We start from the raw sequence: 26,613 nt of genomic DNA on the forward strand, positions 1-26,613 counted from the left end.
CTTAGCCCTCTCTCGCTTGCGGGAGAGGGTTGGGTGAGGGTCTTCTTTCTTCTATTCTGCGCGCGCCATGCCGCCGGTTCGCCGCCAGATCAGCCGTCACGCCGCGCGCCTTCGCCGCGAGCGAACGGATTGCGAGGATCTCTTCTGGCGCGCCGTGCGCAACCGTCAGCTCGACGGCTTCAAGTTTCGTTTCCAGCATTCGCTCGGCCCGTTCGTCGCGGACTTCGTCTGCCTTGAGGCGAAGCTGATCGTGGAATTGGACGGCAGCCAGCATAATGCCGACACGGACGCGGCACGGACGGCGTATCTCGAACACCAAGGGTTTGAGGTTTTGCGGTTCTGGAACAGCGATGTGCTGGAAAATTTGGAAGGCGTCGCGCAGGTCGTTCACGCAGTGCTGCTACGGCGCGCGGCGCAGAGAAAGCAGAAGTAGAAAGAAGACCCTCACCCAACCCTCTCCCGCGAACAGCGGGAGAGGGCTTAGAAGCAGGCAGGGGTTAGCCTCAATCCTCGGCGGCGATCGTCACGCGCAGGCCGTCCAGCGCATCGGTCATGTCGATCTGGCACGACAGACGCGAATTTTCGTCACGCTCGCTCGACGAATCGAGCAGATCGTTTTCGTCCTCGCTCATCGGCTGCAGTTTGGCGGCAAATTCCGGGTCGACATGGACGTGGCAGGTGGCGCAACTGCAGCAGCCGCCGCACAACGCCAGGATCTCGTCGATCCCGGCATCCCGAATGACTTCCATCACCGACAGGCCCGCCTCGCCGGCGATTTCGCGTTCTTCCCCTTCGCGCGTCACGACGATAAGCTTGGGCATCATATTCTCCTTGGGTTGTCCGCCGCCATGCCGCGCGGCGCCGCCCGTATCAAGAGTATCCCGCATGGGCCTGAGTGCCGAACACCTGCGCCGCGCGATCGATGCACTGGCGGCGATCGAACCGGCCTTTGCCGCGGCGATCGCGCGCGTCGGCTATCCCGCGCCGCGCATCAACCCACGCGGGCACGCCACCTTGCTGCGCACGATCATCGGGCAACAGGTGAGCACGCAAAGCGCGCAGGCGGTGTGGAACAAGCTGGAGGGCATTATCGGCGATCTGAGCGATCCCAATACTATCACACACGCGAGCGACGATCAGTTGCGCGCGGCGGGGCTGTCGCGGCAGAAATTGAGCTATGCCCGCAGCCTCGCCGATCACGTAACCAGCGGCGCGCTCGATCTGGATCACCTGCCTGAGGACGACGACGCGGCGATCGCCGCGCTGGTCGCGATCAAGGGCATCGGGCGCTGGTCGGCGGAAATATATCTGCTGTTTGCCGAAGGCCGCGCGGATATCTGGCCGGCGGGCGATCTCGCCGTGCAGATCGAGATCGGCCGCATCCTGGGCCATGAGACGCGGCCGTCGGAGAAGCTGACGCGCGATCTGGCCGAGCCGTGGCGCCCGCATCGCGGCGCCGCGGCGATCTTTACCTGGCATCATTATGGCAGCGCGATGAAGGTGATCTGAGCCTGTACCCCGGCGGAACAGCTGCATCCCCCCGTCAGTTTGATTGACCCGCCCGCCACGATGCGGAAAGGACGAGCAATGCCGCCGCCTTCCGCCACCACTGCCCCCGTGCCTGTCGAAGAGCGTCGCCCGTCGCTGGCGGAAAGCTATCGCACGGTAACCGTGCCGCTCGGCAAGGGGCGCTTCTGGGGCAAGATCGGCGCGTTTGCCGGGCCCGGCTATATGGTCGCGGTCGGCTATATGGATCCGGGCAATTGGGCGACCGACATCGCCGGTGGATCGGCCTTCGGGTATACGCTGCTATCGGTCATCCTGATTTCCAACATCATGGCGATGATCCTGCAATCGCTCTCGGCCAAGCTCGGCATCGTCACCGGGCTGGATCTCGCCCAGGCGTGCCGCGCGCATTATGGGCGCGTGGTGAATTTCAGCCTGTGGGTGTTGTGCGAACTGGCGATCATCGCCTGCGATCTGGCCGAGGTGCTGGGCACGGCGATCGCGCTGCAATTGCTGTTCGGGATGCCGCTGGTGGCGGGCGTGTGCCTCACCGCGTTCGATGTGATGCTGATCCTCGCCTTGCAACGCTTCGGCTTCCGCAAGCTGGAGGCGTTCATCGTCGCCTTGCTGGTGGTGATCGCGGGCTGCTTCGCGTTCGAACTGGCGATCGCGCAGCCTAGCATCGCGGCGATCGCCGACGGCCTCATCCCGCGCGCGGAAATCATCACCAACCCGGCGATGCTGTATATCGCGATCGGCATTCTCGGCGCGACCGTGATGCCGCACAATCTGTATCTGCATTCGTCGATCGTGCAGACGCGCGCGTTCGATCAGGATGAGGCAGGCAAGCGCGATGCCGTGCGCCACGCGACGATCGACAGCACGGTGGCGTTGTTCCTCGCGCTGTTCATCAATGCCTCGATCCTGATCCTTGCGGCGGCCGCTTTCCACGTCAATGGGCGCACCGATGTGGCGGAGATCGATCAGGCGTATCGCCTGCTCTCGCCGACCCTGGGCGCGGGCGCGGCGAGCGTGGTGTTTGCCGTCGCCTTGCTCGCCTCGGGGCAGAATTCGACCATCACCGGCACGCTGGCCGGGCAGATCGTGGCCGAGGGTTTCCTCAACCTGAAACTGCCGCTGTGGCTGCGGCGCAGCGTGACGCGGCTGCTGGCGATCGTGCCCGCGGTGATCGTCGTGGCGCTGTATGGCGGCCAGGGCGCGACGCAGTTGCTGGTGCTGAGCCAGGTCGTGCTGAGCCTGCAATTGCCGTTCGCGATCGTGCCCCTGGTGCGCTTCACCGGCGATGCCAAGCAGATGGGCGTGTTCGCCAATCCCTTATGGCTGAAGCTTGCCGCCTGGACGATCGCGGCGGTGGTGATCGTGCTCAACGTGAAACTGCTGATCGGCTTCTTCTTCGGCTAGGCGAGCAGCCGCTCGGCCTCCGCGAGGTGCAGCCGTTCGACCATTTCGCCGTCGACGCGGATTGCCCCCTTGTCGGCGTTTTCGGGCTGCGCAAAGGCGGCGACGACCGCCCGGGCCCAGGCGATGCGCTCGGCACCGGCATCGAACGCGCGGTTGGCGGCGGCGATCTGCGCAGGGTGGATCAGCGTCTTGCCATCAAAGCCGAACATCGCGCCCTGCGCGCATTCCGCAGCCAGCACCGGCCCGTCTTCCAGCACGTTGCACACGGCATCGAGCGCGGTGATCCCCGCCGCGCGCGCGGCGGTGACGATCTGTGCCAGCGCCGGCAGCAGCGGGGTGCGCGCGGCATCGGGGCGGCAGCGCAGCTCAGTCACCAGATCATTGGTGCCGGCGATCAGACAGGCGAGGCCGTGCGCGCCGGCGGCGGCGGAAAGCGCCGGGAGATTGAGGATCGCGGCGCAGGTTTCGATCATCGCCCAGAGCGGGATGTCCGGGCCAATCGCGGCCAGCGCAGCGGCGAGATCGGCAGCGGTGGCGACCTTGGGGAGCAGAATCGCGGCGGGGCGGGCCGCGGCGAGCGCGGCGCAGTCCGCGGCGCCCCACGGCGTGTCGAGCGCGTTGACGCGGACGACCAGCTCGCGGGCGCCGAAGCCGCCCTGCCCGATCGCCGCCACGGCGGCGTCGCGCGCGCTGGCCTTGCGATCGGGGGCGACGGCGTCCTCCAGATCGAGGATCACCACGTCGCACTCCAGCGTCCGCGCCTTCGCGATCGCGCGTGCGTTCGAGGCGGGCATGAACAGGGCGCTGCGGCGCTGGCGTTGGGTCATCTCGGCTCCCGCCCCCCTTCGTCACCCCGGACGTGTTCCGGGGTCCACCGTGCGGCAAACGCCGCGCAGGAGCTTCCGCGTCATCCTTTGCGGCCTGATGGACCCCGGAACAAGTCCGGGGTGACGATTATGGTGCCGTCGCCGCTACCGGATCAAGCCGCGTCGGCGCCGGGGCCTGCTCCCAGCCACCGCCCAGCGCCTTGAACAGGCTGACCTGCGCATCCGCCACCGCGGCATCCGATTGCGCCAGTGCGGCGCGTGCGGTCGCCCGGTCGCGCTCGGCATCGATCAGCAGCAGGAAGCTGTCCGCGCCATAATCGAAGCGCAGCCGCGACAGATCGGCCGCCGCGCTGCTGGCGCGTTCCGCGCGCACCAGTGCGGCGTTGCGATCGAGCGCGCCGGCATAACGCGCCAGCGCCTGTTCGACCTCGCGCAGCGCGGTCAGCACCACCCCGTCGAACCGCGCGAGACTGGCATCCGCGCCGGCCTCGGCCTGGCGCACGCGGGCGCGCGCCGTGGTCATGTTGGGGAAGCTCCACGAGATGAGCGGCCCGAGCGAGTAGGAGAAGCCTCTGGAGCTGAGCGCATCGCCCGGCGAGGTGCCGCCAAAGCCGATGCTGCCGAGCAGCCGGATCGACGGGTATAGCGCGGCCGTCTGCACGCCGACCCGCGCCGTATCCGCCGCCAGCGTGCGCTCGGCCGAACGCACATCGGGGCGCCGCGCGAGCAACGCCGCGCCATCGCCGGTCGGGATGATCGTGCGCACGCGGGGCGCCGTCTTGCACTGATCGGCCGCGGCATCGATCTGCTCCGGCGCGCGACCGGTCATCGTTGCCAGTGCATAAAGCGAAGCGCGACGCTCGGCCTCGAAGCTCGGGATCGTCGCCTGCGTCTGGGCGAGCAGCACGTCCGCGCGCTCGACATCGCGGCGCGTGCCACGCCCGGCGTCGAACAAGGTACGCGTCAATCCCACGGTGCGCTGTTGCAGGCCGACCGTCTCGAGCGCGACCGCGCGCTGCGCCGCGTTGCTGCATGCCGTGGCATAAGCGCGCGCGGTTTCCGCCGCGACCGAAACGCGGGCGGCATCGAGCTCCGCCGCCGCCGCCGCGGTGTCGCCGCGCGCCGCCTGCAGCGCTCGGGTCACACCGCCGAACAGATCCACCTCATATCCGGCATCGAAGCCCAAGGAATAGAAATCGGTCGTGATCGCATCCACGCCCGACGATGCGGCCCCGCCAGCGGCACCCGCCACACCGAGCGACCCGAGCCCGGTGCGGCCATAGGTGGTCTGGAGGCTGAGATCGGTGGTCGGCAACCGGCGACCGCGCGTTTCGGACAGCACGGCACGTGCGCGGGCCAAATTGGCGGCGGCCACGCGGATGTCGGTATTGTGCGCCAGCGCCTCTGCCACGAGCCGGTCGAGCACCGGATCCTGGTACAACTGCCACCAATTGGCGGGCAGCGCCGCGGCGCTGACCGCGCTGGTCTTGGCCGCCTCGGCGAACGCCGCCGTATCCGGCGTGCTCGCCGGGGTCGACGGCGGCGCATAATCGGGGCCCACGACGCAGGCCGAGAGGGCCAGCGCGGACGCCAGCGTGGGGATCAGGGAAGCGAGCTTCTTCATACCGGTACTACCTGGTGATCGGGCGCAATCGGGGGCGGCGCATTGGGATCGATCGGCGCGTCGCCATGCTTGTTGCGGCGCAGCTTGCGCGCCGTCCAGTCCCCGAAGCGCCGGCTGATGATGTAGAAGCTCGGCGTGAACAACAGGCCGAAGGTGGTGACGCCGATCATCCCGAAGAACACCGCGACACCCAGCGCCTTGCGCATTTCGGAGCCCGGCCCCGAGCCGATCACCAGCGGCAGCACGCCGAGGATGAAGGCGATCGAGGTCATCACGATCGGGCGCAGACGCTGCTCGGCGGCATGCTCTGCCGCCTTGTACATGTCCATGCCGTTAAGCTCGTTCTGACGGGCGAATTCGACGATCAGGATCGCGTTCTTCGCGGCCAGCGCGATCAGCACGATCAGCCCGATCTGCGTCAGGATGTTGTTATCCATCCCCATCAGGTTCACGCCGAGGATGGCCGCGAGCAGACACATCGGCACGATCAGGATCACCGCCAGCGGCAACACCAGGCTTTCATAATTCGCCGCCAGCAGCAGGAAGACGAACAGCACGGCGAGCGCGAAGGCCACCGCGGCGGTATTGCCCGCCTGCTCCTGCTGGAATGCCAGCTCGGTCCATTCGAAGCTCATGCCCTTGGGCAACACCTTCGTGGCCAGCGCCGCCATCGTCTGCAGGCTCTGCCCGGTCGAGAAGCCGGGCAGCGTATCGCCCTGCAATTCGGCCGAGGGATAGAGGTTGTAACGCACCACGCGGTACGGCCCGCTATCGTCCTTCAACGTCATCACGGCATCGAGTGGCACCATCGCGCCCGAGGCCGAGCGTGTGCGCAGATGGCCGATATCGCTTGGCTGATCGCGATACGGCGCATCGGCCTGCGCGGTCACGCGGTAGGTCCGGCCGAGGAAGTTGAAGTCGTTGATATAGGACGAGCCGAGATAGGTGCCGAGCGTGGCGAACACGTTCGATACCGGCACGCCGAGCTGTTCGGCGCGTTCACGATCGATATCGGCATAGAGCCGCGGCGTGCGCGTGTTGAAGGTGGTGAACACGCTCGTCAGGCCCTCGGCCTGATTGGCCTGCATCATCATGGCGAACGCCGCGCCTTCCAGCGCCTTGTAGCCCAGATTCTGCCGGTCCTCGATCATCATCTTGAACCCGCCGCCGGTGCCGATGCCGGCCACCGGTGGTGGCGGGATGACGAGCAGATTGCCGCCCGGCAGCGAGGCGAAGGCCTGGCGCAACTGCTGCGCGATTTCGACATCGGTGCCGCGATCGCCATGCGGCTTGAGCGTCACGAACATCGCCGCGGCGTTGGGCGCGGTCGAGAAGGTCGCGCCGTCGAGCCCGGCGAATGCTACCGTGTTGAGCACGCCTTCCATCGGCAGAATCTTCTTGGTCGCTTCCTGCATCAGCTCGGTGGTGCGCGCGAGCGACGAGCCCGGCGGCAGCTGGGCCACGACGATCAGATAGCCCTGATCCTGCGACGGGATGAACCCGCTGGGCGTTTCACTGAAGCGCCAGCCGGCCAGCGCGATCAACGCGACATAAGCGATGCCGACGATCGCCAGCATGCGCATCGCGCGGGCGGTGAACTTGCCGTAGCGATTGCCGACGCGTTCGAAGCCGCGATTGAAGCCGCGCGCAAAGCGCGTGGGCCAGCCACGCACGCCGCGCCGTGGCTCGACATCGCCGTGCTTGGGCTTGAGGATCATCGCCGACAAAGCCGGCGACAGCGTGAGCGACACGAATGCCGAGATGGCCGAGGCGGCGACGATGGTCAGCGCGAACTGCTTGTAGAACTGCCCGGAAATCCCCGGAATGAACGCGGTCGGGATGAACACGCCGCACAGCACGAGCGCGATGGCGATCAGCGCACCCGAAACTTCGTCCATCGTTTCATGCGCCGCGTCGCGGGGACTAAGCCCCTTCTCCTCCATCAACCGTTCGATATTCTCGACCACCACGATCGCGTCATCGACGACGATGCCCACCGCCAGCACCAGCCCGAACAGCGAGAGGTTGTTGAGCGAGAAGCCGAACGCAGCGAGGAACGCCATGCTGCCGATCAGCGCCACCGGAATGGCGAGGATCGGGATCAATGCCGCGCGCCAGCTCTGGATGAACAGCAGCACGACCAGCGCGACGAGGACGATCGCCTCGACCAGGGTATGCTCGACCGCGGAGATCGAGGCATCGATATATTTGGTCGGGTTGTACGGGATCTCGTATTTCATCCCCGCAGGGAAATTCTTCGACGCCTGTTCGATTTCCTTGCTGATCGCCTCCGCCGTGCTGAGCGCGTTGGAGCCGGGCAGCTGCGTGATGCCGAGCAGCGTCGCCGGACGACCATGCAGCCGTGCGTTGATGCTGTAATCCTGCGCGCCGAGCTCGATCCGCGCGACATCACGCAGACGCGTCAAGCGCCCCTGATCGTCGCGCTTAACGATGATCTCGCCGAATTCGGCGGGATCGGTCAGGCGGCCCTGCGTTTGTACGCCGAGCTGGAACGCGCTGCCACCGGTGTTGAACGGCGGCTGGCCGACCGAACCGGCAGCGACCTGCGCGTTTTGCGCGCGGATCGCGGCGGTGATCTCGTCGACCGTCAGGTTACGCGAAGCGGCGAGATCGGGATCGATCCACACGCGCATATTGTAATCACGGCCGCCGAACGAGCGCACGCCGCCGACGCCGGGAATACGCGCCAGCCGATCGATGACCTGGGTCGTCGCATAGTTGGAGACATATTGATCGCTGAGCGACCCATCCGGCGAGGTCAGCGCGATGACCAACAGGATGTCGGGCGAATTCTTGAGCACCGTCACGCCGATCTGGCGCGTCTGATCGGGCAGACGCGGCTCGGCCTGCGCGACACGGTTCTGCACCAGCACCTGCGCCTGATCGACATCGACGCCCTGGCGGAACGTGACGGTGATCGACAGCGAGCCGTCACCAGTGGCCGAGGAGGACATGTAGATCATGTTCTCGACGCCGTTGATGGCGGATTCGAGCGGCGCGGCAACGGTTTCGGACAGCGTCTCGGCGGTGGCGCCGGGATAGCTGGCGGTGACCACCACGGTGGGCGGCGCGATCTCGGGATATTGCGCGACCGGCAGGCTGGGATAGGCGACGATCCCGAACACCACGATCAGGATCGACAGGACCGCCGCGAAGATCGGGCGCTCGATGAAGAAATGGGGGAATTTCATCGCTCTTAACGCACCGTTGCTTCGGAGGAGGGCGGCGCGCTATCGGTTTGCGAGCTCGGCGATACGGCGTTGGGGCGCGCCGCGATCTTGGTCAGCTTGGGCGTCACGACGGCGCCCGGCTGCAGATTGGTGATGCCCGCGATGATCACGCGGTCATTGGGCTTCAAGCCCGACTTGATCACGCGCAGGCCATCGACCAGCGGACCGGTTTCCACCGGGCGCGGTGCGGCCTTGTTGTCCTGCCCGACGACGTACAGCAGCTTGCGCGTCTGATCGGTGGTGATCGCCTCATCGGGGACCAGCATGGCGCGATAGGTGCCCGAGCCGAGCAGCCGCGCGCGGCCGAACATGCCGGGCGTCAGGAAGCCCTGCGGGTTGGGGATCAGCGCATGCGCGCGGATCGTGCCCGAATTCTGATCGATCGCGTTATCGAGGAAATCCATCTTGCCGCGCCAGCGATAGGTCGGCTCGTCGGCCAGCTTGACCTCGACCGGATTGGCCGTGCCGCGCGACGAACCGCGCTCACCCGTGCCATCCTGGCGGAGATATTTGAGGTAGAAGCTTTCCGCGCCCTCGAAGGTGAACCAGATCGGATCGGTGGAGACGACGCGGGTCAGCACCGTCGTGCCCTCGCTGGCGAAATTGCCCTTGGATACGCGGCGGTTGGACACGCGGCCCGAGACCGGCGCGCGCACCGTGGTGAAGCTCAAGTTGAGCTGCGCAGTGTTGACCGCGGCGCGGCCGGCGGCAACGTCCGCTACCGCGGTACCGACAGCGGCGGTCTTTTGCTCCGATTCCTCGCGCGAAATGGCCTGCGCCTGAAGCAGTTTGCCGGCGCGGGCGCTTTCGCTGCGTGCGTTGACGAGCAGCGCCTGGGCGCGCGCCAGCGTGGCCTGCGCCTGCATCAGCGCGGCGCGATAAGGCCGCGGATCGATCACGAACAAGGGCTGGCCGCTGCGCACATATTGGCCGTCGGTGAACATCACCTTCTCGATCGTGCCCGATACGCGCGGCCGGATCTCGGCATCCTGCAGCGCTTCGAACCGGCCGACATATTCGTCCCAGTCGTTGACTTCGCGCTGCAGCGGGACGGCGACCGACACGCCGGGCGGCGGGGGTGGCGGGGGCGCTTCCTTGGCGCAGGCGGCAAGCGCCAGCAATGCGGCACCAGCACCAAATTTACGCAACCAAACAGCCTGATCAATCATTAGATACGTCCCCACGGCGATAGCTTCCCGCTGTTGCGGAAACGCCCGCGCGCGCCTTGAAGTAGCGCGGCGGGCGGTCGTCCAGCGCCACCAGATGTTGCTCCCGATCCGGCTTTGCAAGGGGCCGGCGCGCGATTATATACCGGGCGGTACCAATAAAATTGTTGCGATGCAACAAATGCCTGCAGGCGCTTGCCAAATAGCCCTGTTCTGCGCGCACGTTGTCGAGTGGGGCCGGCCGATGGTGGCGCCCGCCGGGCGCGGCGGGCGCAGGCGCTCAGTACAGTACGACGGTGCGGATGCTCTCGCCGGTGTGCATCAGCTCAAAGCCCTTGTTGATGTCCTCGAGACTCAGCACGTGTGTGATCATCGGATCGATCTCGATCTTGCCGTTCATGTACCAGTCGACGATCTTGGGCACGTCGGTGCGGCCCTTGGCGCCGCCGAACGCGGTGCCGCGCCAGTTACGCCCCGTGACCAATTGGAATGACCGCGTGGCGATTTCCTTGCCCGCTTCGGCCACGCCGATGATGATGCTCGTGCCCCAGCCGCGATGGCATGCTTCCAGCGCGGTGCGCATCACCTCGGTATTGCCGGTGCAATCGAACGTGAAATCCGCGCCGCCATCGGTCAGCGCGAGGATCTCTGCGATCGTCTCGTCGCGCGATTTGCCGCGGCCGTTGATGAAATCGGTCATGCCGAAGCGGCGGCCCCATTCCTCGCGGTCGGCATTGATGTCGACGCCGATGATCTTGTTGGCGCCCGCCATGCGCGCGCCCTGCAACACGTTGAGCCCGATCCCGCCAAGCCCGAACACGACGATATTGTCGCCGACCTGCACCTTGGCGGTATTGACCACCGCGCCGACCCCCGTCGTCACGCCGCAGCCGATATAACAGCTCGTCTTGAACGGCGCGTCGTCACGGATCTTGGCGACGGCGATGTCGGGCAGCACGGTGAAGTTCGAGAAGGTCGAGCAGCCCATATAATGATAGATCGGCTGCCCCTTATAGCTGAACCGCGTCGTGCCATCGGGCATCAGCCCTTTCCCCTGCGTGGCGCGGATCGCGGTGCACAAATTGGTCTTGCCCGAGAGGCACGATTTACACTGCCGGCATTCGGGCGTGTACAGCGGGATGACGTGATCGCCGGGCTTCACGCTGGTCACGCCGGCGCCCACTTCGCGCACGATCCCGGCGCCCTCATGCCCCAGCACGCTGGGAAAGATGCCTTCCGAATCGAGCCCGTCGAGCGTGTAGGCATCGGTATGGCAGATGCCCGTCGCCATGATCTCGACCAGCACTTCGCCGGCCTTGGGGCCGTCCAGATCGAGTTCGACAATCTCGAGGGGCTGTTTCGCGGCAAAGGCAACGGCGGCGCGGGTCTTCATGTGGATTCTCCTGATGTGGTGCCGGCTTACCGTTGTTGGCCGACCGGCGACAAGCTTAGTGCGCTGCGCTGGTATCGATCTTGCCGCGCGGCTTGGGCGCCAGCCACACGATTGCCGCGGCGAACACGAAGATCACGAACGCCATCATGAACACGTGTGTCGCGCCGACCGTCGAGGCCTGCGCCTCGACCAGCTGATCGACCGCGCCGCGCGCCTGTTCGGTGGAAAGGCCGCCCGCCTCCATCCTGGTCATCGTGTCCGCCACGCCATTGAGCGCGGGGACCATATCGGAACGGCTGACGCGGCCGGCGCTGTCCCACGCCGTCGTCGCCATCGCCGTGCCGATCGCGCCGCAGAGCGTGCGCACGAAGCTCATGATGCCCGCCGCCGAGGTTGTCTCGGATGGCTTGACCGCCGACAGCGCCAGCGCGGTCAGCCCGACGAAGAAGAACGGCATGCCGATGCCCTGCAGCAATTGCGGCATGGCGAGATGCCAGAAATCGGATTCGGTGCTCCATCCCGCGCGCAACAGCGAGATGATGCCCAGCCACAGGATACCGAGGCTGACGGTGATGCGCAGATCGACCTTGCCGACCAGCCCGGCGGCGATCGGCGACATCAGCACCGCGAACACGCCGACGAATGCGGTGGTGAAGCCCGCCTCGGTGGCGGTGTACCCGACCACCGATTGCAGCCACAGCGGGGTCAGCACGACCGACGCGAAGAACGCGCCGAAGCCCAAAGCGACGGCCACCGTGCCGACCGAAAAGCCGCGATGGCGGAACACCTTGATGTCGACGATCGGGTTCTTCTCGCCCAATTCCCAGATCACGAAGGCCGGCAGGCCGACCGCCGCGATCACCGCCATGGCAACGACGAACGGCGAGGAGAACCAGTCATGCTCGCGCCCCGTATCCAGCATCAGCTGGAACGCGCCGACCCACACGACGAGCAGGATCAGCCCGATCACGTCGATGCCGACCTTGGCTTTCTTCGTCTCGAACGGGGTGACGAACCGCACGGCCGAGAAGATGCACAGGCCGACGACCGGCAGATTGATGAAGAAGATCCACGGCCAGGTCCAGTTGTCGCTGATCAAACCGCCCAGGATCGGCCCGGCGATCGGCGCGCACACCGTGGTCATCGCCCACAACCCCATCGCCGCGCCCGATCGTTTCTGGCCGAAGACCCGCAAGAGCAGGGTCTGCGTCAGCGGCATCAGCGGCCCGCCGGACAGGCCCTGGCAGATGCGGAAGAAGACCAGCATCGACAGGCTGCCGGAAAGCCCGCACATCATCGAGAAGAAGCCGAAGCCGATCAGCGAATAGATGAACCAGCGCACCGTGCCGAAGCGCGCCGCCAGCCAGCCGGTCAGCGGCACGCTGATTGCATCGGCGACCGAATAAGACGTGATCACCCACGTGCCCTGCGTCGGCGAAATGGCCAGGCCACCGGCGATATGCGGCACCGAGACGTTGGCGATCGTCGTATCGAGCACCACGACGAAATTGGCCAGCGCCAGCGCGATGCCGGCGAAGATCAGCTTGCCGCCGGTCAGCGGCGCCGGCGTCGTTTCGCCCTGGGTCTCGGTATCGCCCATGTTATTTGCCGCGCGTATCGATGACGGCGTCCATAGTCAGCCCGACGCGCAAGGGATGCGCGCGCAATTCCTTGGGATCGAGCGTGATGCGCACCGGCAGACGCTGCACCACCTTGACCCAGTTGCCCGTCGCGTTCTGCGCCGGGATCAGGGAGAAGGCAGCACCCGTGCCGCCCGCGAAGCCGGTGACGCGGCCGTGGAACACCACATCGTCGCCATAGAAATCGGAGGTCAGCTCGACCGGCTGGCCGATCTTCACGTGGCGCAGCTGGCTTTCCTTGTAATTGGCATCGACATACGCGGTCGCGATCGGGACGATCGTCATGATCGGCGCGCCCGCGGCGATGCGCTGCCCCACCTGCACCTGGCGATTGGTGACCACGCCATCGACCGGCGCGCGGATCACCGTGCGGGCATAATCCAGCCGTGCCTTGTCGAGCCGGGCACGCGCGGTTGCCACGTCGGGCGCGGTATCGATCGTCGTGCCGCGCACCAGCGCCTCGCTCGCCACCGCGCTTTCGCCCGCCGCGTTCTGCGTGGCGATGGCGGCGGTGACGCCCGCCTGCGCCAGAGTGCGCGCCGCGACCGCGCTGTCATAAGCGGCGCGCGCGTTGGTCAGCTCCTCGGCCGAGGCGGCGCCGCTGCCGACCAGCCGCTGGCGGCGATCGAGATCGATCCGCGTCCGCGCCACGGTGGCATTGGCATCGGTGAGCCGCGCGCGCGCCTGGGCGATTTCCGCGCCACGCGAGGTGGCCGTCGCCCGCGCCGATCCGGCCTGCGCGGAGGTCTGCCCGAAGCGCTGCTGCGCCTGTTTCAGCGCCGCCTCTGCGGTGGCCAGATCGATCCTGGCATCCGCCGGATCGATCACGACCAGGATGTCGCCCTTCTTCACCGCCTGCGTGCCGCCGACGCGCACTTCGGTCACCGCGCCCGAGACGAGCGAGGTCACCTGCGCCGAATCCGCGCCGACATAAGCATTGTCGGTATCGACGCGCCCTACCTGTGTAAGGAAATACCACGCCGCCCACAGCACCCCGATCATCACCACGACGACGGCCAGGATCACGAACAATTTCTTGCGCTTGCCCGCGGTGGGCGGCGCCGGCGTGTCCGCCACCGGGGCGGACAGGGTTTGCGGCTGCGGCGCGTCGGCCATCACTTGGTCTCCGTCTTGATCATATAACCACCGCCCAAGGCACGGATCAGCGCGATGTCGAGTACGACGCGGCGTGCTGCGAGATCGGCGACGGCGCGCCTGGCGGTGAGTTCGAAATCGTCCGCGGTGAGCACCGGCAACTGCGTGGACAGCCCGCCCTGATAGCGCAACGCGGCGATCCGGCTGGCATCCGCCGCGGTGGCCAGCGCCTCGCGTTGATCGGCCAGCCGCGCATCGAGCGCGCGTTGGCTCGCAACGGCGTCCGCCACTTCGCGCAGCGCGGTGATCAGCACCGTGTCGTAACGCGCCACTGCCGCATCATAATCGGCACGCGCCTCGGCATAACGGCCACGGATCCGTCCTCCGTCGAAGATCGGCAGGCTGAACGCCGGGCCGGCATTGCCATAGCTTGAGCCGCCATCGAGCAGCGTCCCCAGCCCGAGCGATTGCAGCCCGACGATCGCGGCGAGATTAACGTTGGGATAGAAATCGGCGCGCGCTACCTTGATGCGTCTGGCCGCCGCCTCGGCGCGCAGCCGCGCGGCGACGATATCCGGGCGGCGACCGATCAGATCGATCCCCGCATTGCTGGGCAAACCGGCGGGCAGCGTGGCGAGCGTGGGGCGCGTGATCGACAGGCCACGGTCGGGCCCTGCCCCGGCCAGCGCCGCCAGACGGTTGCGCGTCAGCGCCATCGCCTCGTCAATCGCGCCGATCTCCGCGCGCGCGGCGGGGACGCGCGATTCGGCCTGCCGCTGGCTGCCGCGCGCATCGACGCCAACGGCGACGCGCTCCGCGGTAATCCGCGACGTCGCCTCGCGTGATTTGAGCGAGGCCACGGCGACATCACGTTCGGCATGATATTGCGCCAGTTCGGCATAAGCCGAGGCGATGTTGGTGCTGAGCAGCAACCGCGCCTGATCGGCATCAACGCGGGCCGCCTCGGCTTCCGATGTGGCGGCGGCCAATACCGCGCGGTTCTTGCCCCACAGATCGAGATTGTACGACGCCGTGGCGGTCAGCCGCCCGGTATCCCGAATGCCGTTGGGCACGAATTCGGGCGGAATGCCCAGATTTTCGCTTTGCTTGTTGCCCCCGACCTGGCCGTCGACCGTCAGGCTGGGGCGCAGCGCGGCATCACTCTGCTGCGCCAGCGCTTCGGCCGAAGCGATCCGCGCGGCGGCGGCAGCGACATCGGGCGAGGCCCGCAGCGCCTCGGCGATCAGCGTGTTGAGCTGCGGGTCGCGAAACGCGGTCCACCAGTCCGCCGCCGGCCAGTTGTTGGTTGCCCCAACCGGCGCGGCAAAGGCGCGCGACGACTCGAGCGACGCTGGCGTGCGCCGCTCTGGCGCCGCACCGAGCTTGGGCACGGTCGCGCAACCGGCGAGGAGCGCGACGGTCGAGGTCGCGATAATGAGTGACAATCGCCGCATGGTCAGGCCTGATACTATCTGGTATCATGCGCCCCTGATCCTCTTGCTGATGACTGTCAAATAATAAATGATACCAGCTGGTACAAAGATTGAAAAAGGCGCGTCGAACGACACGGCGCGCGCCTTGCGCCGCCAGGCGTTCGTCGATGCGGCACGCGACGGCTTTTTTGCGAACGGTTATGGCGCGACCACGATGTCGTCGATCGCCGCCAAGGTCGGAGGCTCGAAAACGACCTTATGGGCGTATTTCCCGTCCAAGGAGGATCTGTTCGCTGCGGTGATCGACGATATCGTCGAGCGCTATAGCGCTGCGTTGCGGATCGAGCTCGATCCCAACGACGCGGTCGAGGCCGTGTTGCGCCGCTTTGGCTCCGCGCTGATGACCACGATATTGTCGGAACAGATTATCGCGCTGCACCGGCTGGTGATCGGCGAGGCGCTGCGTTTTCCCGAACTTGGCGTGATCTTTTACGAACGCGGGCCCAAGCGCGGCAAGGCCCGGCTGGCCAAATTTATCGAAGGCGCGATGGCCGATGGCCGCCTGCGCCATGGCGATGCGATGCTGGCGACGCGCCAGTTTACCGGCCTGTGCCAGGCGGGCCGCTTCCACGAAGTGCTGGTGGGAATTGTCGGGTTTAGCGACGCCGCGCTCGGCCAGCATGACGTGGATGCTGCGGTCGATAGTTTCATGCGGGCGTGGGCGGCGGACCGAGCGGCACCCGCATCGTCATCCCAGCGCGCGCTGGGATGACGTCGGGGCGATCGCTTTAGAAAGCGGCACTCACCGAGAAGACGACCTGCGCATCGGCAATCGACTTGCCCTTGGCGGACGAGAAATTCGGCAACAGATACGCTGATTCAGCCTTGCCGATGTCGGTATCGGCATAGGCCACGCCGACGGTCAGCGGGGTGCCCTTGATCGCCATGTCGGCGCCAAGCAGCCAATCCCAATATTTGCCCGTTGGTGCCACGCTGGTGCCATTGGGGCCAAGCCCGGGATTGCCATCCGAATAGCCGATATGGCCTTTGAGCGTCAGCGGCGTGTTGGGCACGCCGGCGCTGGCGTCGCCCCACAGATACAGATTGTCATCCTTGGCCCCCGCCCGGTCGTAGTCGCCACCAGCCAACACGTCCTGCGCATTGGCCCCGGTGAACGACCAATTGCCCAACGCTTCCTGTTTCGGCGCATAAGCCACGCCGGCGAGCAGGCTGAGCGGGCCGATCGTGCCGCTCAGTTTGACATACGGTTCGGCGAAATCGGTTTTGTCCGATCCGCCCGGATACATATACCAGGTGAGGCCAACGTCGATCGCGCCGCCGCCGATCGGCTTCTTGAAACCGGCATACAGATCGAGCTCGGTGTTGGAGCCGCCAAACGTGCCCCAACCGGCCAGGTTCGACGCCCAGGTGCCGGCATACAGCCCGCTGCTATGCGAAACGGTGAGGCCGCCCTGCACGGCGATGTTTTCATCCGATTGCGAGACGCCGCGGAAGCGATAGTCGGACACCAAGGCGACTGACCCGGTGACGGTGATCTCACGCGGCGGATCGGTCGCGTCCTGCGCAAAGGCGGGTTGCGCAGCCACAAGCAGCGCCGCGCCGGCGATGGTGAGCGATAGTTTCATGGAAACCTCCAATTAAACGTGTGAGGTTCCAGCCCGCGTGCCCAAGGCCGCCGCGCCTCTTCCCCCGAACACGTGAGGGAGGGTAAAGGTCGGCCTGAACGCTGCCGAACTATCGACGATTTATTGCCAATTCAATGGCTGAATGGCACTAAAAGTTGCGCGGCCACCTTATTCTTCGCAACTGCGGCACGAGAGATACACTTCCCGCCGCGTGTCGCTAGACCGCGCGGTGACTGCCTCCGGCATCCACCCGGCGCCGTGGCTCAGCGGGCAATGCCAGCGTGATTGTCGCGCACAAGCCACCGCCTTGCCGCGTCGACAAAGCAAGCGTCCCGCCTTGTGCTTCCACCGTGCGCGCGACGATGGCGAGGCCAAGGCCGAACCCCGCGGCGTCGCGCTGCCGCGCATCGTCGAGCCGCACGAATGGTTCGAGCACGCGGGCGAAATCCTCCTCCGGGATGCCCGGGCCATCATCCTCGACCTGGATCTTCACCGTATCATGCTCGCGCGACAATCGCAGCCACACGTGCGCGCCGTAGCGCGCGGCATTGTCGGTCAGATTGTTGATCGCGCGGCGCAGCGCCATCGGGCGCAGCACCAGATCGAGATGATCCGGCCCGATATAGTCCGCGTCGTACCCTGCATCGCTCAGATGATCGACGATCGTCGCGCATAATACGGCGAGATCGCTGCGCACCGGCTTTTCGGGCTCGTCATCGCCGCCGAGAAACGCCAGCAGCGAGGCGATCATCGCCTCCATCTCGGCCACATCCTGCTCCACCGAGCGCCGCACCTCGGCATCGGGAATCGCATCGGCGCGCAATTTAAGCCGCGCAAGCGGCGTGCGCATATCATGGCCCACCGCGGCAAGTGCTTGAGCTTGCTCGGCAATCAGCCGTAAGATCCGCTCTTGCATCCGATTGAACGCACCCGTCATCCGCCGCACCTCCCCCGGCCCCGATTCAGGCACCGCGCCGCCCGCGCCGCTGGTGCCGAACTCGTCCGCTGCCGCCGCCAACCGACGCAGCGGGAACAGCATGCGCCGCACCAACAGCACCGCGACGATCATCAGTGCGATCGCCGGAATCAGCGTCAGCATGATGCGCTCGAACGCCAAGTTGACGGTGACGAGCGGTTCGATCGTGCGGAAATACAGCCAGCTGCCATCGGGCAGGCGCAAGCCCCCGGTGACATAGGGATGGCGCCCCGGCGACATCAGCTGGACGCGCAGATCGGACGCGGCGAGCGACGGCTCCCAGGCGAGGATCTGCTCGCGCATGCTATCGAGCGACGGCGCGATCGGCGGTGGCGGCGGGAGCGCGGTTTGCCAGCGTAGCGCGTACCGATCGGTGGTAAGTTCCGCTGCTTGCTCGGCGCGGACTTCGGGGCGCGCATCGAACACCAATTTGCGACTGATCACGAGATGTTCGGCCAGCCGGTGCGCTTCATCCTCCCGCACCGCAAAGCGGCTGGCGCGTTCGTACAGCAACGTGCTGACGCCGAATTCGAGCAGTACCGTCAGCAACAGGATCGCGACGATGCGACCGACAATCCCGATCGACGGCGCGACCAGTGCTTTCAACTGCGCGTCACCGCCGCGGTCATCATATAGCCGATGCCGCGCACCGTGACGATCGGCGCAGGCTTGTCGTCATGGCTGAGCTTGCGGCGCAAGCGGCTGACCAGCACATCGACGCTGCGATCCGAACTATCCCCCAGCCGGCTGCGAGACAGCTCGATGAGGCGGTCTCGGGCGATGACGCGGCCCGGATGGTCGAGCAGACTTACGAGCAGATCGAACTCGGCGCCAGTGAGATCGACCAGCGACCCCGAGGGCGACAGCAATTCGCGGCGCGAGAGATTGGCCTGCCAGCCATCGAACGTCAGCAAACCCTGTTCGGGGCGGCCGTGGCGACGATCCAGCGCGCCGCGGCGCAGCACCGCGCGGACCCGCGCGACCAGCTCCGACGTGCCGAACGGCTTGGCGATATAATCGTCCGCGCCCAATTCCAGCCCGACGACGCGATCGGTTTCGCTGCCTTTGGCGCTGATGAAGATGATCGGCACATCGCTTTTCTGGCGCAGCGCGCGGCACAGATCGATCCCGCTGGTGCCGGGCAGCATGACATCGAGCAGCACCAGATCGACCGGCCCGGCCTCCAGCGCGCGCCACATTTCAGGCCCCGAGCCGGCGGGCCGAACGGTATAGCCATTCTGCTGCAACGCGCGCGTGGTGAGCGTCCGGATCGCGGGATCGTCCTCGACCAGGACGATCGCTGGCGCGGGGGAAAGCGTTTCGGTGTCGCTGGTCATTATCCACAAGACGTAGGGAAGCGATCAGGCGGGGTCAACGTGGCACCAGGGTTGGGAACGATACGCCATCATGTGTACCCTTTGTCGGTCCAGTAAGGATAGTTACCGAAATAGAAGTGGTTCTTGCGCTCGTCGGGCGACGGCGGCTGGAGCGGGGTGAGGCGGACGCCGAACAGCGCCTCCGCTCGGATGGCGTCGGCGACGACCTGATCAACGATGATATCCGAGCGCGCAGGCGCGAGCCTGAAGAGATGCGCCGATCCGACCACCTCGGGCCGCATCCGGATGTCCTGAAGCTTGAAATACAGGATCTCGTTGATCGCGCTTTTCGACGAGAAGGGATTGTCGACCAGCCGCGACAACTCCGATCGTTCTTCGTCGACCGCATCGAGCACGCGGACCACGTCGAACCACCAATAGGGATCGATCGGCTTGCCCGATGGCGCAAAGGCCAGGCACTCGGCCACCTCGAATGCGTCCGGATCGATGGCGTCGAGCAGGCGCTTGAACCGGTCGGACAGGAACATCCCGTTGCCGCGATAAAGGTCCAGCGGCCGCTTGCCCCTGGTGCGCGAGCCGACGACGATCTCGGGCTTGGCTGCGAGCGTGGGCACGCCGATGTGATACTCGTAGCCCGTGTCGCGGACCTGCACGACATGCGTGCCGGCGGTGCGCTGCTCGATCAGCGCCACATCTTCGTTCGTGAAGTCAAAATCGGGCTCGGCCCGCAGATCCATGTCGAGCAGGTAGAAGCGCGGACGCTTGGGGTCGAAAGGTGTTTCCAGATCAGTCATCGCGCTCACTCTCCGGCGCGACGCTTGCGGACCGCAGCGCACGGACCGCATCATCCTGCGCGCAGGATGCGAGCATCACCGCCGCAATCGCGCTCGATGCGGCAGTGCCACGTCGCAGCCCCGCGCGACTCATACTGCTTCCGATCACTGCCCGCTCCGCCCCCGCGGAACAGCCACCCCTATATCGTAGTTCAGCGCTGTCGATTTGACCTCCGCCGAACTCTGCACACCGGACCATTGGCCAGGACCCCCGGGAATTGTTACGACAATGCCTTAATGAAGAGCCTCTTCCCCGCCTTCAAGGTCGACCTGGTCCATCGGTGCCGATGGGCGACACAGGCCGAAGCGCGCCAGGCGCTGGTCGGATACATCGAAGGCTATTACAATCGGCACCGCATCCACTCGGCCGTCGGGCATCTTACGCCCGAACAATGCGAGCGGAGCATAACCGCTAACCCAGCGTGGCCGCCGAGACGGGGGAAGATGGCGGGAACCTTCGTTTCGTCAGGCGATTGACAGGGCCACCAGCAAGAAGGGATCCAATGCAGGATCATTCCATGTCCCGCGACCAAGACGATGACAAGCGCGCCGCCGCCTGGGCCGCGGCCGAGGAGGTCACCGAGGGGATGATCGTCGGGCTGGGCACCGGATCGACCGCCGCTTTCCTGATCGCGCGGCTGGCAGAACGCGCGCGTGCCGGGCTGCGCATCATCGCGGTGGCGACCTCGCTGGCGACCGAGCGCGCGGCGACCGCGGCGGGCATCACCATCGTGCCGTTCGACGCGCTCGCCGCGATCGATCTGGCGATCGACGGGGTGGACGAGATCGACGCGCAGTGCCGCGCGATCAAGGGCGCGGGCGGCGCGATGCTGCGCGAGAAGATCGTGGCCAGCGCAGCGCGGCGGATGATCGCAATTGCCGATGGATCGAAACGCGTCGCGCGGCTCGGCGTGGCGCCCGTGCCGGTCGAAGTGCTGCCGCTGGCGCGGGGCTTCGTGGCGGCGCAGCTGGCGATGCTCGGCGGCGAGGCGACTCAGCGGCTGCGTGATGGCCTTGCCTACCGCACCGATCAGGACAATGCGGTGCTCGACTGTGTTTTTCCAGCGGGCTTCGAGCCTGCCGCCTTGTCCACGCAACTCTCTGAAATACCGGGCGTTATGGGCCACGGGCTGTTTGTCGGCGAGATCGATTGTGCCTATATCGCGGCCGCCGGGGTTGTAACCCGGCTTGACCGGACCAGTTAAGCACGCAGAAGCAACCTCGCCGCGCCCCTCGCGTTGAGGGTGCCTCCAGCCCCAAGGAAGTTTGATCATGAGCGACGCCCCAGCGACCGACACCCCAGCCGGCCTGCAGGAGGATGGGTCGCTCGATCGGCTGACCATCGACACGATCCGCACGCTATCGATGGATGCCGTGGCCAAGGCCAAATCGGGCCATATCGGCACGCCGATGGCGCTGGCGCCGGTCGGGCACACGCTCTGGTCGCAATTCCTGCGCACCGATCCCGATCGCCCCGATTGGGCCAATCGCGACCGCTTCGTGCTGTCGGTCGGCCATGCCTCCATGCTGCTCTATTCGCTGATCCACCTCGCGGGGATCAAGGAGATCGACAAGGACGGCAAGCCGAGCGGCGAACCGGCAGTCAGCCTGGAGGATATCCGCCAGTTTCGTCAGCTCTCATCGCGAACGCCGGGGCATCCGGAGTATCGCCACACGACGGGCGTCGAGACGACCACCGGGCCGCTCGGCGCGGGTTGCGGCAATTCGGTCGGCATGGCGATTGCCGAGCGCTGGCTGGCGGCGCGTTACAACAAGCCGGGCTACACGCTGTTCGATCATAATATCTACACGCTGGCCGGCGACGGCGACATGATGGAAGGCGTGGCGAGCGAGGCGGCGAGCCTGGCCGGGCATCTCAAGCTTGCCAACCTGTGCTGGATCTATGATTCCAACAAGGTGTCGATCGAGGGCGGCACCGATCTGGCGTTCGACGAGGATTGCGGCAAGCGCTTCGAGGCCTATGGCTGGAACGTGATCCATGTCGACGATGCCAACGACACCAAGGCGATGGCAGCGGCGCTCGAGACGTTTCTCGCCACCGACGACAAGCCGACCTTCATCGTGGTGAAAAGCGTGATCGGTTATGGCAGCTCGATCCAGGGCACCGCCAAGGCGCATGGCGAAGGCATGACCGCCGATGACATTCGCGGCACCAAGAAGGCCTATGGCTGGCCCGAAGACGCGCAGTTCCTGGTGCCCGAGGGCGTGGCCGAGGCATTCAACAAGGTGATCGCCGATCGCGGCCGCGCGTTGCGCGAGGAATGGGAAGCAACGCTGGCGCGCTATCGCGACGCCGAGCCGGCACTGGCCAAGGAACTCGACGCGATCCTTTCTGACCAGCTGCCCGAGGGCTGGGATGCCGATATCCCGGTATTCGACGCGGACGACAAAGGCATGGCCTCGCGCGATGCCGGCGGCAAGGTGCTCAACGCGATCGCGCCCAAGCTGCCGTGGCTGATCGGCGGCTCGGCCGATCTCGGGCCATCGACCAAGACGTTCATCGATGATGGCGGCTCGTTCCAGGCTGACAGCTATGACGGGCGCAACCTGCATTTCGGCGTGCGCGAACATGGCATGGGCGCGGTGGTCAACGGCATGGCGCTGTCACACCTGCGCGCCTACGGCGCGACCTTCCTGGTCTTTTCCGATTACATGCGTCCGCCGGTGCGCCTTGCGGCGATCATGGAACTGGGTTCAGTCTTCGTGTTCACGCACGATTCGATCGGGGTGGGCGAAGACGGCCCGACGCACCAGCCGATCGAGCATCTCGCCACGCTGCGCGCGATCCCCGGGCTCGATACGATCCGGCCGTGCGATGCCAATGAAACGGCCTGGGCATGGCGCGCGGCACTGACCGAGAATAACCGCCCGGCGGCGTTGATCTTCTCGCGGCAGGCGTTGCCGACGCTCGATCGCACCAAATATGCCTCGGCCGAAGGGCTGATGAAGGGCGGCTATGTGCTGGCCGACAGCGAAAACCCCGAGGTGATCTTGATCGCGACGGGCAGCGAAGTGTCGCTGGCGGTGAACGCGTATGAGAAGCTCAAGGCGGAGGGCATCGCCGCGCGCGTCGTCTCGCTGCCGAGCTGGAGCCGCTACGAGATGCAGGAAGACGCCTATAAGGAATCGGTGTTGCCCAAGGCAGTCACCGCGCGCCTGGCGATCGAGCAGGGCGGCGAAATCGGCTGGGATCGCTATGTCGGGCTGGATGGCCGCACGATCACCATGTCGACCTTCGGCGCCTCGGCGCCGATCGCCAAGCTGCAGGATAAGTTCGGCTTCACCGTGGATAATGCGGTGAAGGTGGCCAAGGAAATGCTGGGTAAGGCGTAAGAGTTAGTCACCCTCACCCTTCCCACCGGGCTGCACCCGGCGGGGCCCTCCCTCTCCCATCGGCGAGGGAAGGAACGCCGGAGTCGGAAGGGTGAGGGCGACAACATATTAGTAGAAGGATATAATCATGGGCCGTCTCAACGATCTCGCCGCTGCCGGGCAGGCAGTGTGGCTCGACTTTGTCGATCGCAAGTTCCTCGCCGCGGGCGGCCTGCAGAAGCTGGTCGACGAGGATGGGCTGACCGGCGTCACCTCCAACCCGACGATCTTCGAGAAGGCGATGGGGCATGGCGATGCCTATGACCAAGAGCTCGCCGCCTATGACAAGAACCATCCCGGCGCGGCGACGATCGATCGCTACGAGCATCTCGCGATCCTCGACATCCAGGCGGCAGCGGATACGCTGCGCCCGGTGTACGACCGGCTCGATGGCAAGGACGGCTATGTCAGCCTCGAGGTATCGCCCTATCTCGCCAACGACACCGATGCGACGATCGCCGAAGCCAAGAAGCTGTGGGCGGCGGTGGGCCGCCCCAATCTGATGGTCAAGATTCCCGGCACGCCCGCCGGCGTGCCCGCCATCGCCGCGACGATCGCCGAGGGCATCAACGTCAACGTGACGTTGCTGTTTTCGATCGAGGCGTACAAATCGGTGGCGGAAGCCTATGTCACCGGGCTCGAGGAGCGTGTGCGTCAGGGCCAGCCGATCGACCGCATCGCCAGCGTGGCAAGCTTCTTCGTCAGCCGCATCGATGCCAAGATCGATGACAAGATCGATGCGGGCGTGGGCGGCGAGGAAGCCAAGGCACTGAAGGGCAAGGTGGCCATCGCCAACGCCAAGATGGCCTATGCCTGGTATCAGGACTTCATCAAGACCGAGCGCTGGCAGGCACTGGCGGCCAAGGGCGCGCAGGTGCAGCGGCTGCTCTGGGCGTCGACCGGCACCAAGAACCCGGACTATCCCGACACGCTGTATCTCGACACGCTGATCGGCAAGGACACGGTGAATACCGTGCCGCCCAAGACGATGGACGCGTTCCGCGAGCGCGGCACGGTCGGGCAGACGCTGGCCGCCGATATCGATGCGGCGCGCGACGTGATCGCGGCGCAGGAGCGGCTCGGGCTGGACCTCAACGGCGTGACCGACACGCTGGTCGAGGAAGCGGTGGCGAGCTTTTCCAAGGCGTTCGACGATCTGCTTGGCGCGATTGCGGCAAAGCATCCGGCTGAGCACGCAACTTCCTAAGGCTTACACCCCGGGCTCCGGCGGGAAGTGCACCAGCTAACGGTTTGAAGGACAACGACATATGAAGATCGGGATCATCGGCCTCGGCCGGATGGGCGGCAATATCGCGCGGCGCTTGATGCGCGCGGGGCACGAGACGGTGGTATTCGATCGCAACCAGCCGGCGATCGAAATGCTGGCGGCAGAAAGCGCGATCGCCGCCGCCTCGCTGGAAGATATGAAGAGCAAGCTCGACGCCCCCGCGATCTTCTGGGTGATGCTGCCGGCAGGCGACCCGACCGAGCAGACCGTGACCAGCATTGCCGCCTTATGCGGCGCAGGCGACATCATCATCGATGGCGGCAACAGCTTCTACAAGGACGATATTCGCCGCGCCAAGACGCTGGCGGAAAAGGGCATTCGCTATATCGATGTCGGCACGTCAGGCGGCGTCTGGGGGCTGGAGCGCGGTTATTGCATGATGATCGGCGGCGATAAGGACGCGGTCGATCATATCGATCCCATGCTGGCGGCGCTTGCACCCGGTCTGGGCACGATCCCGCGCACGCCAGGACGCATGGCCGATGATGGCGAGGATGCACGCGCCGAGCAGGGCTATATCCATGCCGGGCCGGCGGGCGCGGGGCATTTCGTCAAAATGGTGCATAACGGCATCGAATATGGCCTGATGCAGGCCTATGCCGAGGGCTTCGACATTCTCAAGGGCAAGGCCTCGGAGCATCTCGCCGAGGACCAGCGCTTCGATCTCAACCTGACCGATATCGCCGAAGTGTGGCGCCGCGGCAGCGTGATCTCGTCCTGGCTGCTGGATCTGTCGGCGATCGCCCTGGCCAAGGACATGACGCTGGAAGACTTTACCGGCAGCGTGGCGGATTCGGGCGAAGGCCAGTGGACGATCGACGCGGCGATGGAGGAAAAGGTGCCGGCCAATGTGCTGACCGCCGCGCTGTTCGCACGCTATCGCAGCCGGGTGGATCACACGTTCGGCGATAAGTTGCTCTCGGCGATGCGCTACGGCTTTGGCGGGCATGTCGAGATGCCACAATGATCGGCGGAAACGAGGCGATCCGGCTCGTCGTATCGGATGTCGATGGCACGCTGGTCGACAAGCAGAAGCAGCTGACGCCCGCCACGGTGGCAGCGGTCGGGCGGCTGCGGGCGGCTGGCCTGGGCTTCACGATCATCAGCGCGCGGCCGCGATCGGGCATGATGCCGATCGCCGAGACGTTGGCGATCGATGCGCCGATGGGGGCATTCAACGGCGGCACCGTGTTCACCCGCGACGGCACCGTGCTGAGCCAGCATTTCGTCGAACCCTATGTCGCGCGCGAGATGCTTGAACTGGTCGAGGACGAACCGGTCGACATCTGGGTGTTTGCCGATGATCAGTGGTACGCCAGCAGCGACCAGGGCGCGCATGTCGACAGCGAACGGCTGGCCTCGAACCAGGCGCCCGTGATCACCGACGACTTCATGAGCCTGCACGATCGCGCGGACAAGATCACCTTCGTCAGCGACGAGCCGGCGGTGTTGCAGCGCATCCACGAGCGCGCCGGATCGCTGTGTAATCTGGCGACGGTGGTCCAGTCGCAGACCTATTATCTGGATGTCACGGCGTTATCGGGCAATAAAGGCGCGGGCATTACTGCCCTGGCCGACGCGCTGGACGTGCCGCTGACCGCCGTGGCGGCGATCGGCGACCAGGCCAACGACCTGCCGATGTTCGAACACGCGGCCTTGTCCATTGCCATGGCGCAAGGGCCGGCGGAAGTGCGCGCCAAGGCCGATTTCGTGACCGGCGGCAATGATGCCGATGGCGTGGCACAGGCGATCGATCGGATGATCCTGGGCGCCAGGTAAACGC

Annotated in this window: 22 protein-coding genes and 1 pseudogene; 10 read left to right on the top strand and 13 right to left on the bottom strand. The window is 65.9% G+C overall.

The window, feature by feature from the left end:
* The first annotated feature begins 67 nt into the window (after positions 1–67).
* On the top strand, positions 68–433 hold the full coding sequence (locus ABC969_RS12280) for an endonuclease domain-containing protein (RefSeq protein WP_345865295.1): 366 nt from the start codon (positions 68–70) through the stop codon (positions 431–433).
* 70 nt (positions 434–503) lie between these two features.
* Here the strand turns inward: ABC969_RS12280 and ABC969_RS12285 are convergent, their stop codons facing one another.
* The gene (locus tag ABC969_RS12285; RefSeq protein WP_345865296.1) at positions 504–821 is read right to left on the bottom strand and encodes a 2Fe-2S iron-sulfur cluster-binding protein; all 318 of its coding nucleotides are present in this window, start codon (positions 819–821) and stop codon (positions 504–506) included.
* A 64-nt stretch (positions 822–885) separates the two neighbouring features.
* Here ABC969_RS12285 and ABC969_RS12290 point away from each other — a divergent pair, with 64 nt between their 5' ends.
* Together ABC969_RS12290 and ABC969_RS12295 are read left to right on the top strand one after the other, a co-directional pair.
* Positions 886–1,509, top strand: a complete 624-nt coding sequence (locus ABC969_RS12290; RefSeq protein WP_345865298.1) for a DNA-3-methyladenine glycosylase family protein — start codon at positions 886–888, stop codon at positions 1,507–1,509.
* A gap of 78 nt (positions 1,510–1,587) precedes the next feature.
* Positions 1,588–2,928, top strand: coding sequence for an Nramp family divalent metal transporter (locus tag ABC969_RS12295; protein WP_345865300.1), 1,341 nt, complete (start codon positions 1,588–1,590; stop codon positions 2,926–2,928).
* Here ABC969_RS12295 and ABC969_RS12300 read toward each other — a convergent pair.
* The 8 genes from ABC969_RS12300 to ABC969_RS12335 all read right to left on the bottom strand — a co-directional run bounded on the left by ABC969_RS12300 (position 2,925) and on the right by ABC969_RS12335 (position 15,378).
* A complete protein-coding gene (locus tag ABC969_RS12300; RefSeq protein WP_345865302.1) occupies positions 2,925–3,755 on the bottom strand; it encodes an HpcH/HpaI aldolase/citrate lyase family protein in 831 nt (276 codons plus the stop codon). The genes ABC969_RS12295 and ABC969_RS12300 overlap by 4 nt on opposite strands.
* Before the next feature lie 127 nt (positions 3,756–3,882).
* A complete protein-coding gene (locus tag ABC969_RS12305; RefSeq protein ID WP_345865303.1) occupies positions 3,883–5,379 on the bottom strand; it encodes an efflux transporter outer membrane subunit in 1,497 nt (498 codons plus the stop codon).
* Positions 5,376–8,591, bottom strand: coding sequence for an efflux RND transporter permease subunit (locus ABC969_RS12310; RefSeq protein WP_345865305.1), 3,216 nt, complete (start codon positions 8,589–8,591; stop codon positions 5,376–5,378). The genes ABC969_RS12305 and ABC969_RS12310 overlap by 4 nt, the downstream gene beginning before the upstream one ends.
* A 5-nt stretch (positions 8,592–8,596) precedes the next feature.
* Positions 8,597–9,778: an efflux RND transporter periplasmic adaptor subunit gene (locus ABC969_RS12315; protein WP_345865307.1), complete on the bottom strand. Its 1,182-nt coding sequence runs from the start codon at positions 9,776–9,778 to the stop codon at positions 8,597–8,599.
* A gap of 298 nt (positions 9,779–10,076) precedes the next feature.
* Complete coding sequence (locus ABC969_RS12320; protein ID WP_345865309.1) at positions 10,077–11,189, bottom strand: S-(hydroxymethyl)glutathione dehydrogenase/class III alcohol dehydrogenase; 1,113 nt, start codon at positions 11,187–11,189, stop codon at positions 10,077–10,079.
* 55 nt (positions 11,190–11,244) lie between these two features.
* Positions 11,245–12,789, bottom strand: coding sequence for a DHA2 family efflux MFS transporter permease subunit (locus ABC969_RS12325; RefSeq protein WP_345865311.1), 1,545 nt, complete (start codon positions 12,787–12,789; stop codon positions 11,245–11,247).
* Between the two features lies 1 nt (position 12,790).
* Complete coding sequence (locus ABC969_RS12330; RefSeq protein WP_345865312.1) at positions 12,791–13,945, bottom strand: HlyD family secretion protein; 1,155 nt, start codon at positions 13,943–13,945, stop codon at positions 12,791–12,793.
* Positions 13,945–15,378: an efflux transporter outer membrane subunit gene (locus ABC969_RS12335; protein WP_345865313.1), complete on the bottom strand. Its 1,434-nt coding sequence runs from the start codon at positions 15,376–15,378 to the stop codon at positions 13,945–13,947. The genes ABC969_RS12330 and ABC969_RS12335 overlap by 1 nt, the downstream gene beginning before the upstream one ends.
* Positions 15,379–15,445: 67 nt before the next feature.
* On the opposite strand from ABC969_RS12335, the gene ABC969_RS12340 reads away from it, so the two are divergent.
* Positions 15,446–16,129: a TetR/AcrR family transcriptional regulator C-terminal domain-containing protein gene (locus ABC969_RS12340; RefSeq protein WP_345865314.1), complete on the top strand. Its 684-nt coding sequence runs from the start codon at positions 15,446–15,448 to the stop codon at positions 16,127–16,129.
* 16 nt (positions 16,130–16,145) lie between these two features.
* Here ABC969_RS12340 and ABC969_RS12345 read toward each other — a convergent pair whose 3' ends face one another.
* The 4 genes from ABC969_RS12345 to ABC969_RS12360 all read right to left on the bottom strand — a co-directional run bounded on the left by ABC969_RS12345 (position 16,146) and on the right by ABC969_RS12360 (position 20,110).
* Positions 16,146–17,003 carry a TorF family putative porin gene (locus tag ABC969_RS12345; protein WP_345865315.1) on the bottom strand — a complete coding sequence of 286 codons (858 nt, stop codon included), beginning with the start codon at positions 17,001–17,003 and terminating at the stop codon, positions 16,146–16,148.
* A 217-nt stretch (positions 17,004–17,220) separates the two neighbouring features.
* A complete protein-coding gene (locus tag ABC969_RS12350) occupies positions 17,221–18,585 on the bottom strand; it encodes an ATP-binding protein (protein ID WP_345865316.1) in 1,365 nt (454 codons plus the stop codon).
* Positions 18,582–19,316 carry a response regulator transcription factor gene (locus tag ABC969_RS12355; RefSeq protein WP_345865317.1) on the bottom strand — a complete coding sequence of 245 codons (735 nt, stop codon included), beginning with the start codon at positions 19,314–19,316 and terminating at the stop codon, positions 18,582–18,584. The genes ABC969_RS12350 and ABC969_RS12355 overlap by 4 nt, the downstream gene beginning before the upstream one ends.
* Before the next feature lie 68 nt (positions 19,317–19,384).
* On the bottom strand, positions 19,385–20,110 hold the full coding sequence (locus ABC969_RS12360; protein ID WP_345865318.1) for an imm11 family protein: 726 nt from the start codon (positions 20,108–20,110) through the stop codon (positions 19,385–19,387).
* Between the two features lie 237 nt (positions 20,111–20,347).
* On the opposite strand from ABC969_RS12360, the pseudogene ABC969_RS12365 reads away from it, so the two are divergent.
* From ABC969_RS12365 to ABC969_RS12390, 6 genes and pseudogenes are all read left to right on the top strand, one after another.
* A pseudogene (locus ABC969_RS12365) lies at positions 20,348–20,554 on the top strand (IS3 family transposase); the annotation flags it as partial.
* Between the two features lie 113 nt (positions 20,555–20,667).
* Positions 20,668–21,354 carry a ribose-5-phosphate isomerase RpiA gene (gene rpiA / locus ABC969_RS12370; RefSeq protein ID WP_345865319.1) on the top strand — a complete coding sequence of 229 codons (687 nt, stop codon included), beginning with the start codon at positions 20,668–20,670 and terminating at the stop codon, positions 21,352–21,354.
* A 67-nt stretch (positions 21,355–21,421) separates the two neighbouring features.
* Positions 21,422–23,503: a transketolase gene (gene tkt / locus ABC969_RS12375; RefSeq protein WP_345865320.1), complete on the top strand. Its 2,082-nt coding sequence runs from the start codon at positions 21,422–21,424 to the stop codon at positions 23,501–23,503.
* Between the two features lie 127 nt (positions 23,504–23,630).
* Positions 23,631–24,749 (top strand): transaldolase, encoded by a 1,119-nt coding sequence (gene tal / locus ABC969_RS12380; RefSeq protein WP_345865321.1) that lies wholly within the window; start codon positions 23,631–23,633, stop codon positions 24,747–24,749.
* Positions 24,750–24,810: 61 nt separating this feature from the next.
* Positions 24,811–25,797, top strand: a complete 987-nt coding sequence (gene gnd, locus ABC969_RS12385) for a phosphogluconate dehydrogenase (NAD(+)-dependent, decarboxylating) (protein ID WP_345865322.1) — start codon at positions 24,811–24,813, stop codon at positions 25,795–25,797.
* Complete coding sequence (locus ABC969_RS12390) at positions 25,794–26,609, top strand: Cof-type HAD-IIB family hydrolase (RefSeq protein WP_345865323.1); 816 nt, start codon at positions 25,794–25,796, stop codon at positions 26,607–26,609. Before gnd ends, ABC969_RS12390 begins: the two co-directional genes overlap by 4 nt.
* Positions 26,610–26,613 lie beyond the last annotated feature (4 nt).

The sequence above is a fragment of the Sphingomonas qilianensis genome, assembly GCF_039614825.1.
Taxonomy (GTDB): Bacteria; Pseudomonadota; Alphaproteobacteria; order Sphingomonadales; family Sphingomonadaceae; genus Sphingomonas; species Sphingomonas qilianensis.

What these genes read in the sequence shown, in the direction of transcription:
- tal (WP_345865321.1), top strand. Translation starts at nt 23,631, where the DNA reads ATGGGCCGTCTCAACGATCTCGCCGCTGCCGGGCAGGCAGTGTGGCTC.
- ABC969_RS12335 (WP_345865313.1), bottom strand. Translation starts at nt 15,378, where the DNA reads ATGCGGCGATTGTCACTCATTATCGCGACCTCGACCGTCGCGCTCCTC.
- ABC969_RS12295 (WP_345865300.1), top strand. Translation starts at nt 1,588, where the DNA reads ATGCCGCCGCCTTCCGCCACCACTGCCCCCGTGCCTGTCGAAGAGCGT.
- ABC969_RS12305 (WP_345865303.1), bottom strand. Translation starts at nt 5,379, where the DNA reads ATGAAGAAGCTCGCTTCCCTGATCCCCACGCTGGCGTCCGCGCTGGCC.
- ABC969_RS12325 (WP_345865311.1), bottom strand. Translation starts at nt 12,789, where the DNA reads ATGGGCGATACCGAGACCCAGGGCGAAACGACGCCGGCGCCGCTGACC.
- ABC969_RS12280 (WP_345865295.1), top strand. Translation starts at nt 68, where the DNA reads ATGCCGCCGGTTCGCCGCCAGATCAGCCGTCACGCCGCGCGCCTTCGC.
- ABC969_RS12300 (WP_345865302.1), bottom strand. Translation starts at nt 3,755, where the DNA reads ATGACCCAACGCCAGCGCCGCAGCGCCCTGTTCATGCCCGCCTCGAAC.
- rpiA (WP_345865319.1), top strand. Translation starts at nt 20,668, where the DNA reads ATGTCCCGCGACCAAGACGATGACAAGCGCGCCGCCGCCTGGGCCGCG.
- ABC969_RS12310 (WP_345865305.1), bottom strand. Translation starts at nt 8,591, where the DNA reads ATGAAATTCCCCCATTTCTTCATCGAGCGCCCGATCTTCGCGGCGGTC.
- ABC969_RS12290 (WP_345865298.1), top strand. Translation starts at nt 886, where the DNA reads ATGGGCCTGAGTGCCGAACACCTGCGCCGCGCGATCGATGCACTGGCG.
- ABC969_RS12360 (WP_345865318.1), bottom strand. Translation starts at nt 20,110, where the DNA reads ATGACTGATCTGGAAACACCTTTCGACCCCAAGCGTCCGCGCTTCTAC.
- ABC969_RS12355 (WP_345865317.1), bottom strand. Translation starts at nt 19,316, where the DNA reads ATGACCAGCGACACCGAAACGCTTTCCCCCGCGCCAGCGATCGTCCTG.
- ABC969_RS12390 (WP_345865323.1), top strand. Translation starts at nt 25,794, where the DNA reads ATGATCGGCGGAAACGAGGCGATCCGGCTCGTCGTATCGGATGTCGAT.
- tkt (WP_345865320.1), top strand. Translation starts at nt 21,422, where the DNA reads ATGAGCGACGCCCCAGCGACCGACACCCCAGCCGGCCTGCAGGAGGAT.
- ABC969_RS12330 (WP_345865312.1), bottom strand. Translation starts at nt 13,945, where the DNA reads ATGGCCGACGCGCCGCAGCCGCAAACCCTGTCCGCCCCGGTGGCGGAC.
- gnd (WP_345865322.1), top strand. Translation starts at nt 24,811, where the DNA reads ATGAAGATCGGGATCATCGGCCTCGGCCGGATGGGCGGCAATATCGCG.
- ABC969_RS12320 (WP_345865309.1), bottom strand. Translation starts at nt 11,189, where the DNA reads ATGAAGACCCGCGCCGCCGTTGCCTTTGCCGCGAAACAGCCCCTCGAG.
- ABC969_RS12340 (WP_345865314.1), top strand. Translation starts at nt 15,446, where the DNA reads ATGATACCAGCTGGTACAAAGATTGAAAAAGGCGCGTCGAACGACACG.
- ABC969_RS12285 (WP_345865296.1), bottom strand. Translation starts at nt 821, where the DNA reads ATGCCCAAGCTTATCGTCGTGACGCGCGAAGGGGAAGAACGCGAAATC.
- ABC969_RS12345 (WP_345865315.1), bottom strand. Translation starts at nt 17,003, where the DNA reads ATGAAACTATCGCTCACCATCGCCGGCGCGGCGCTGCTTGTGGCTGCG.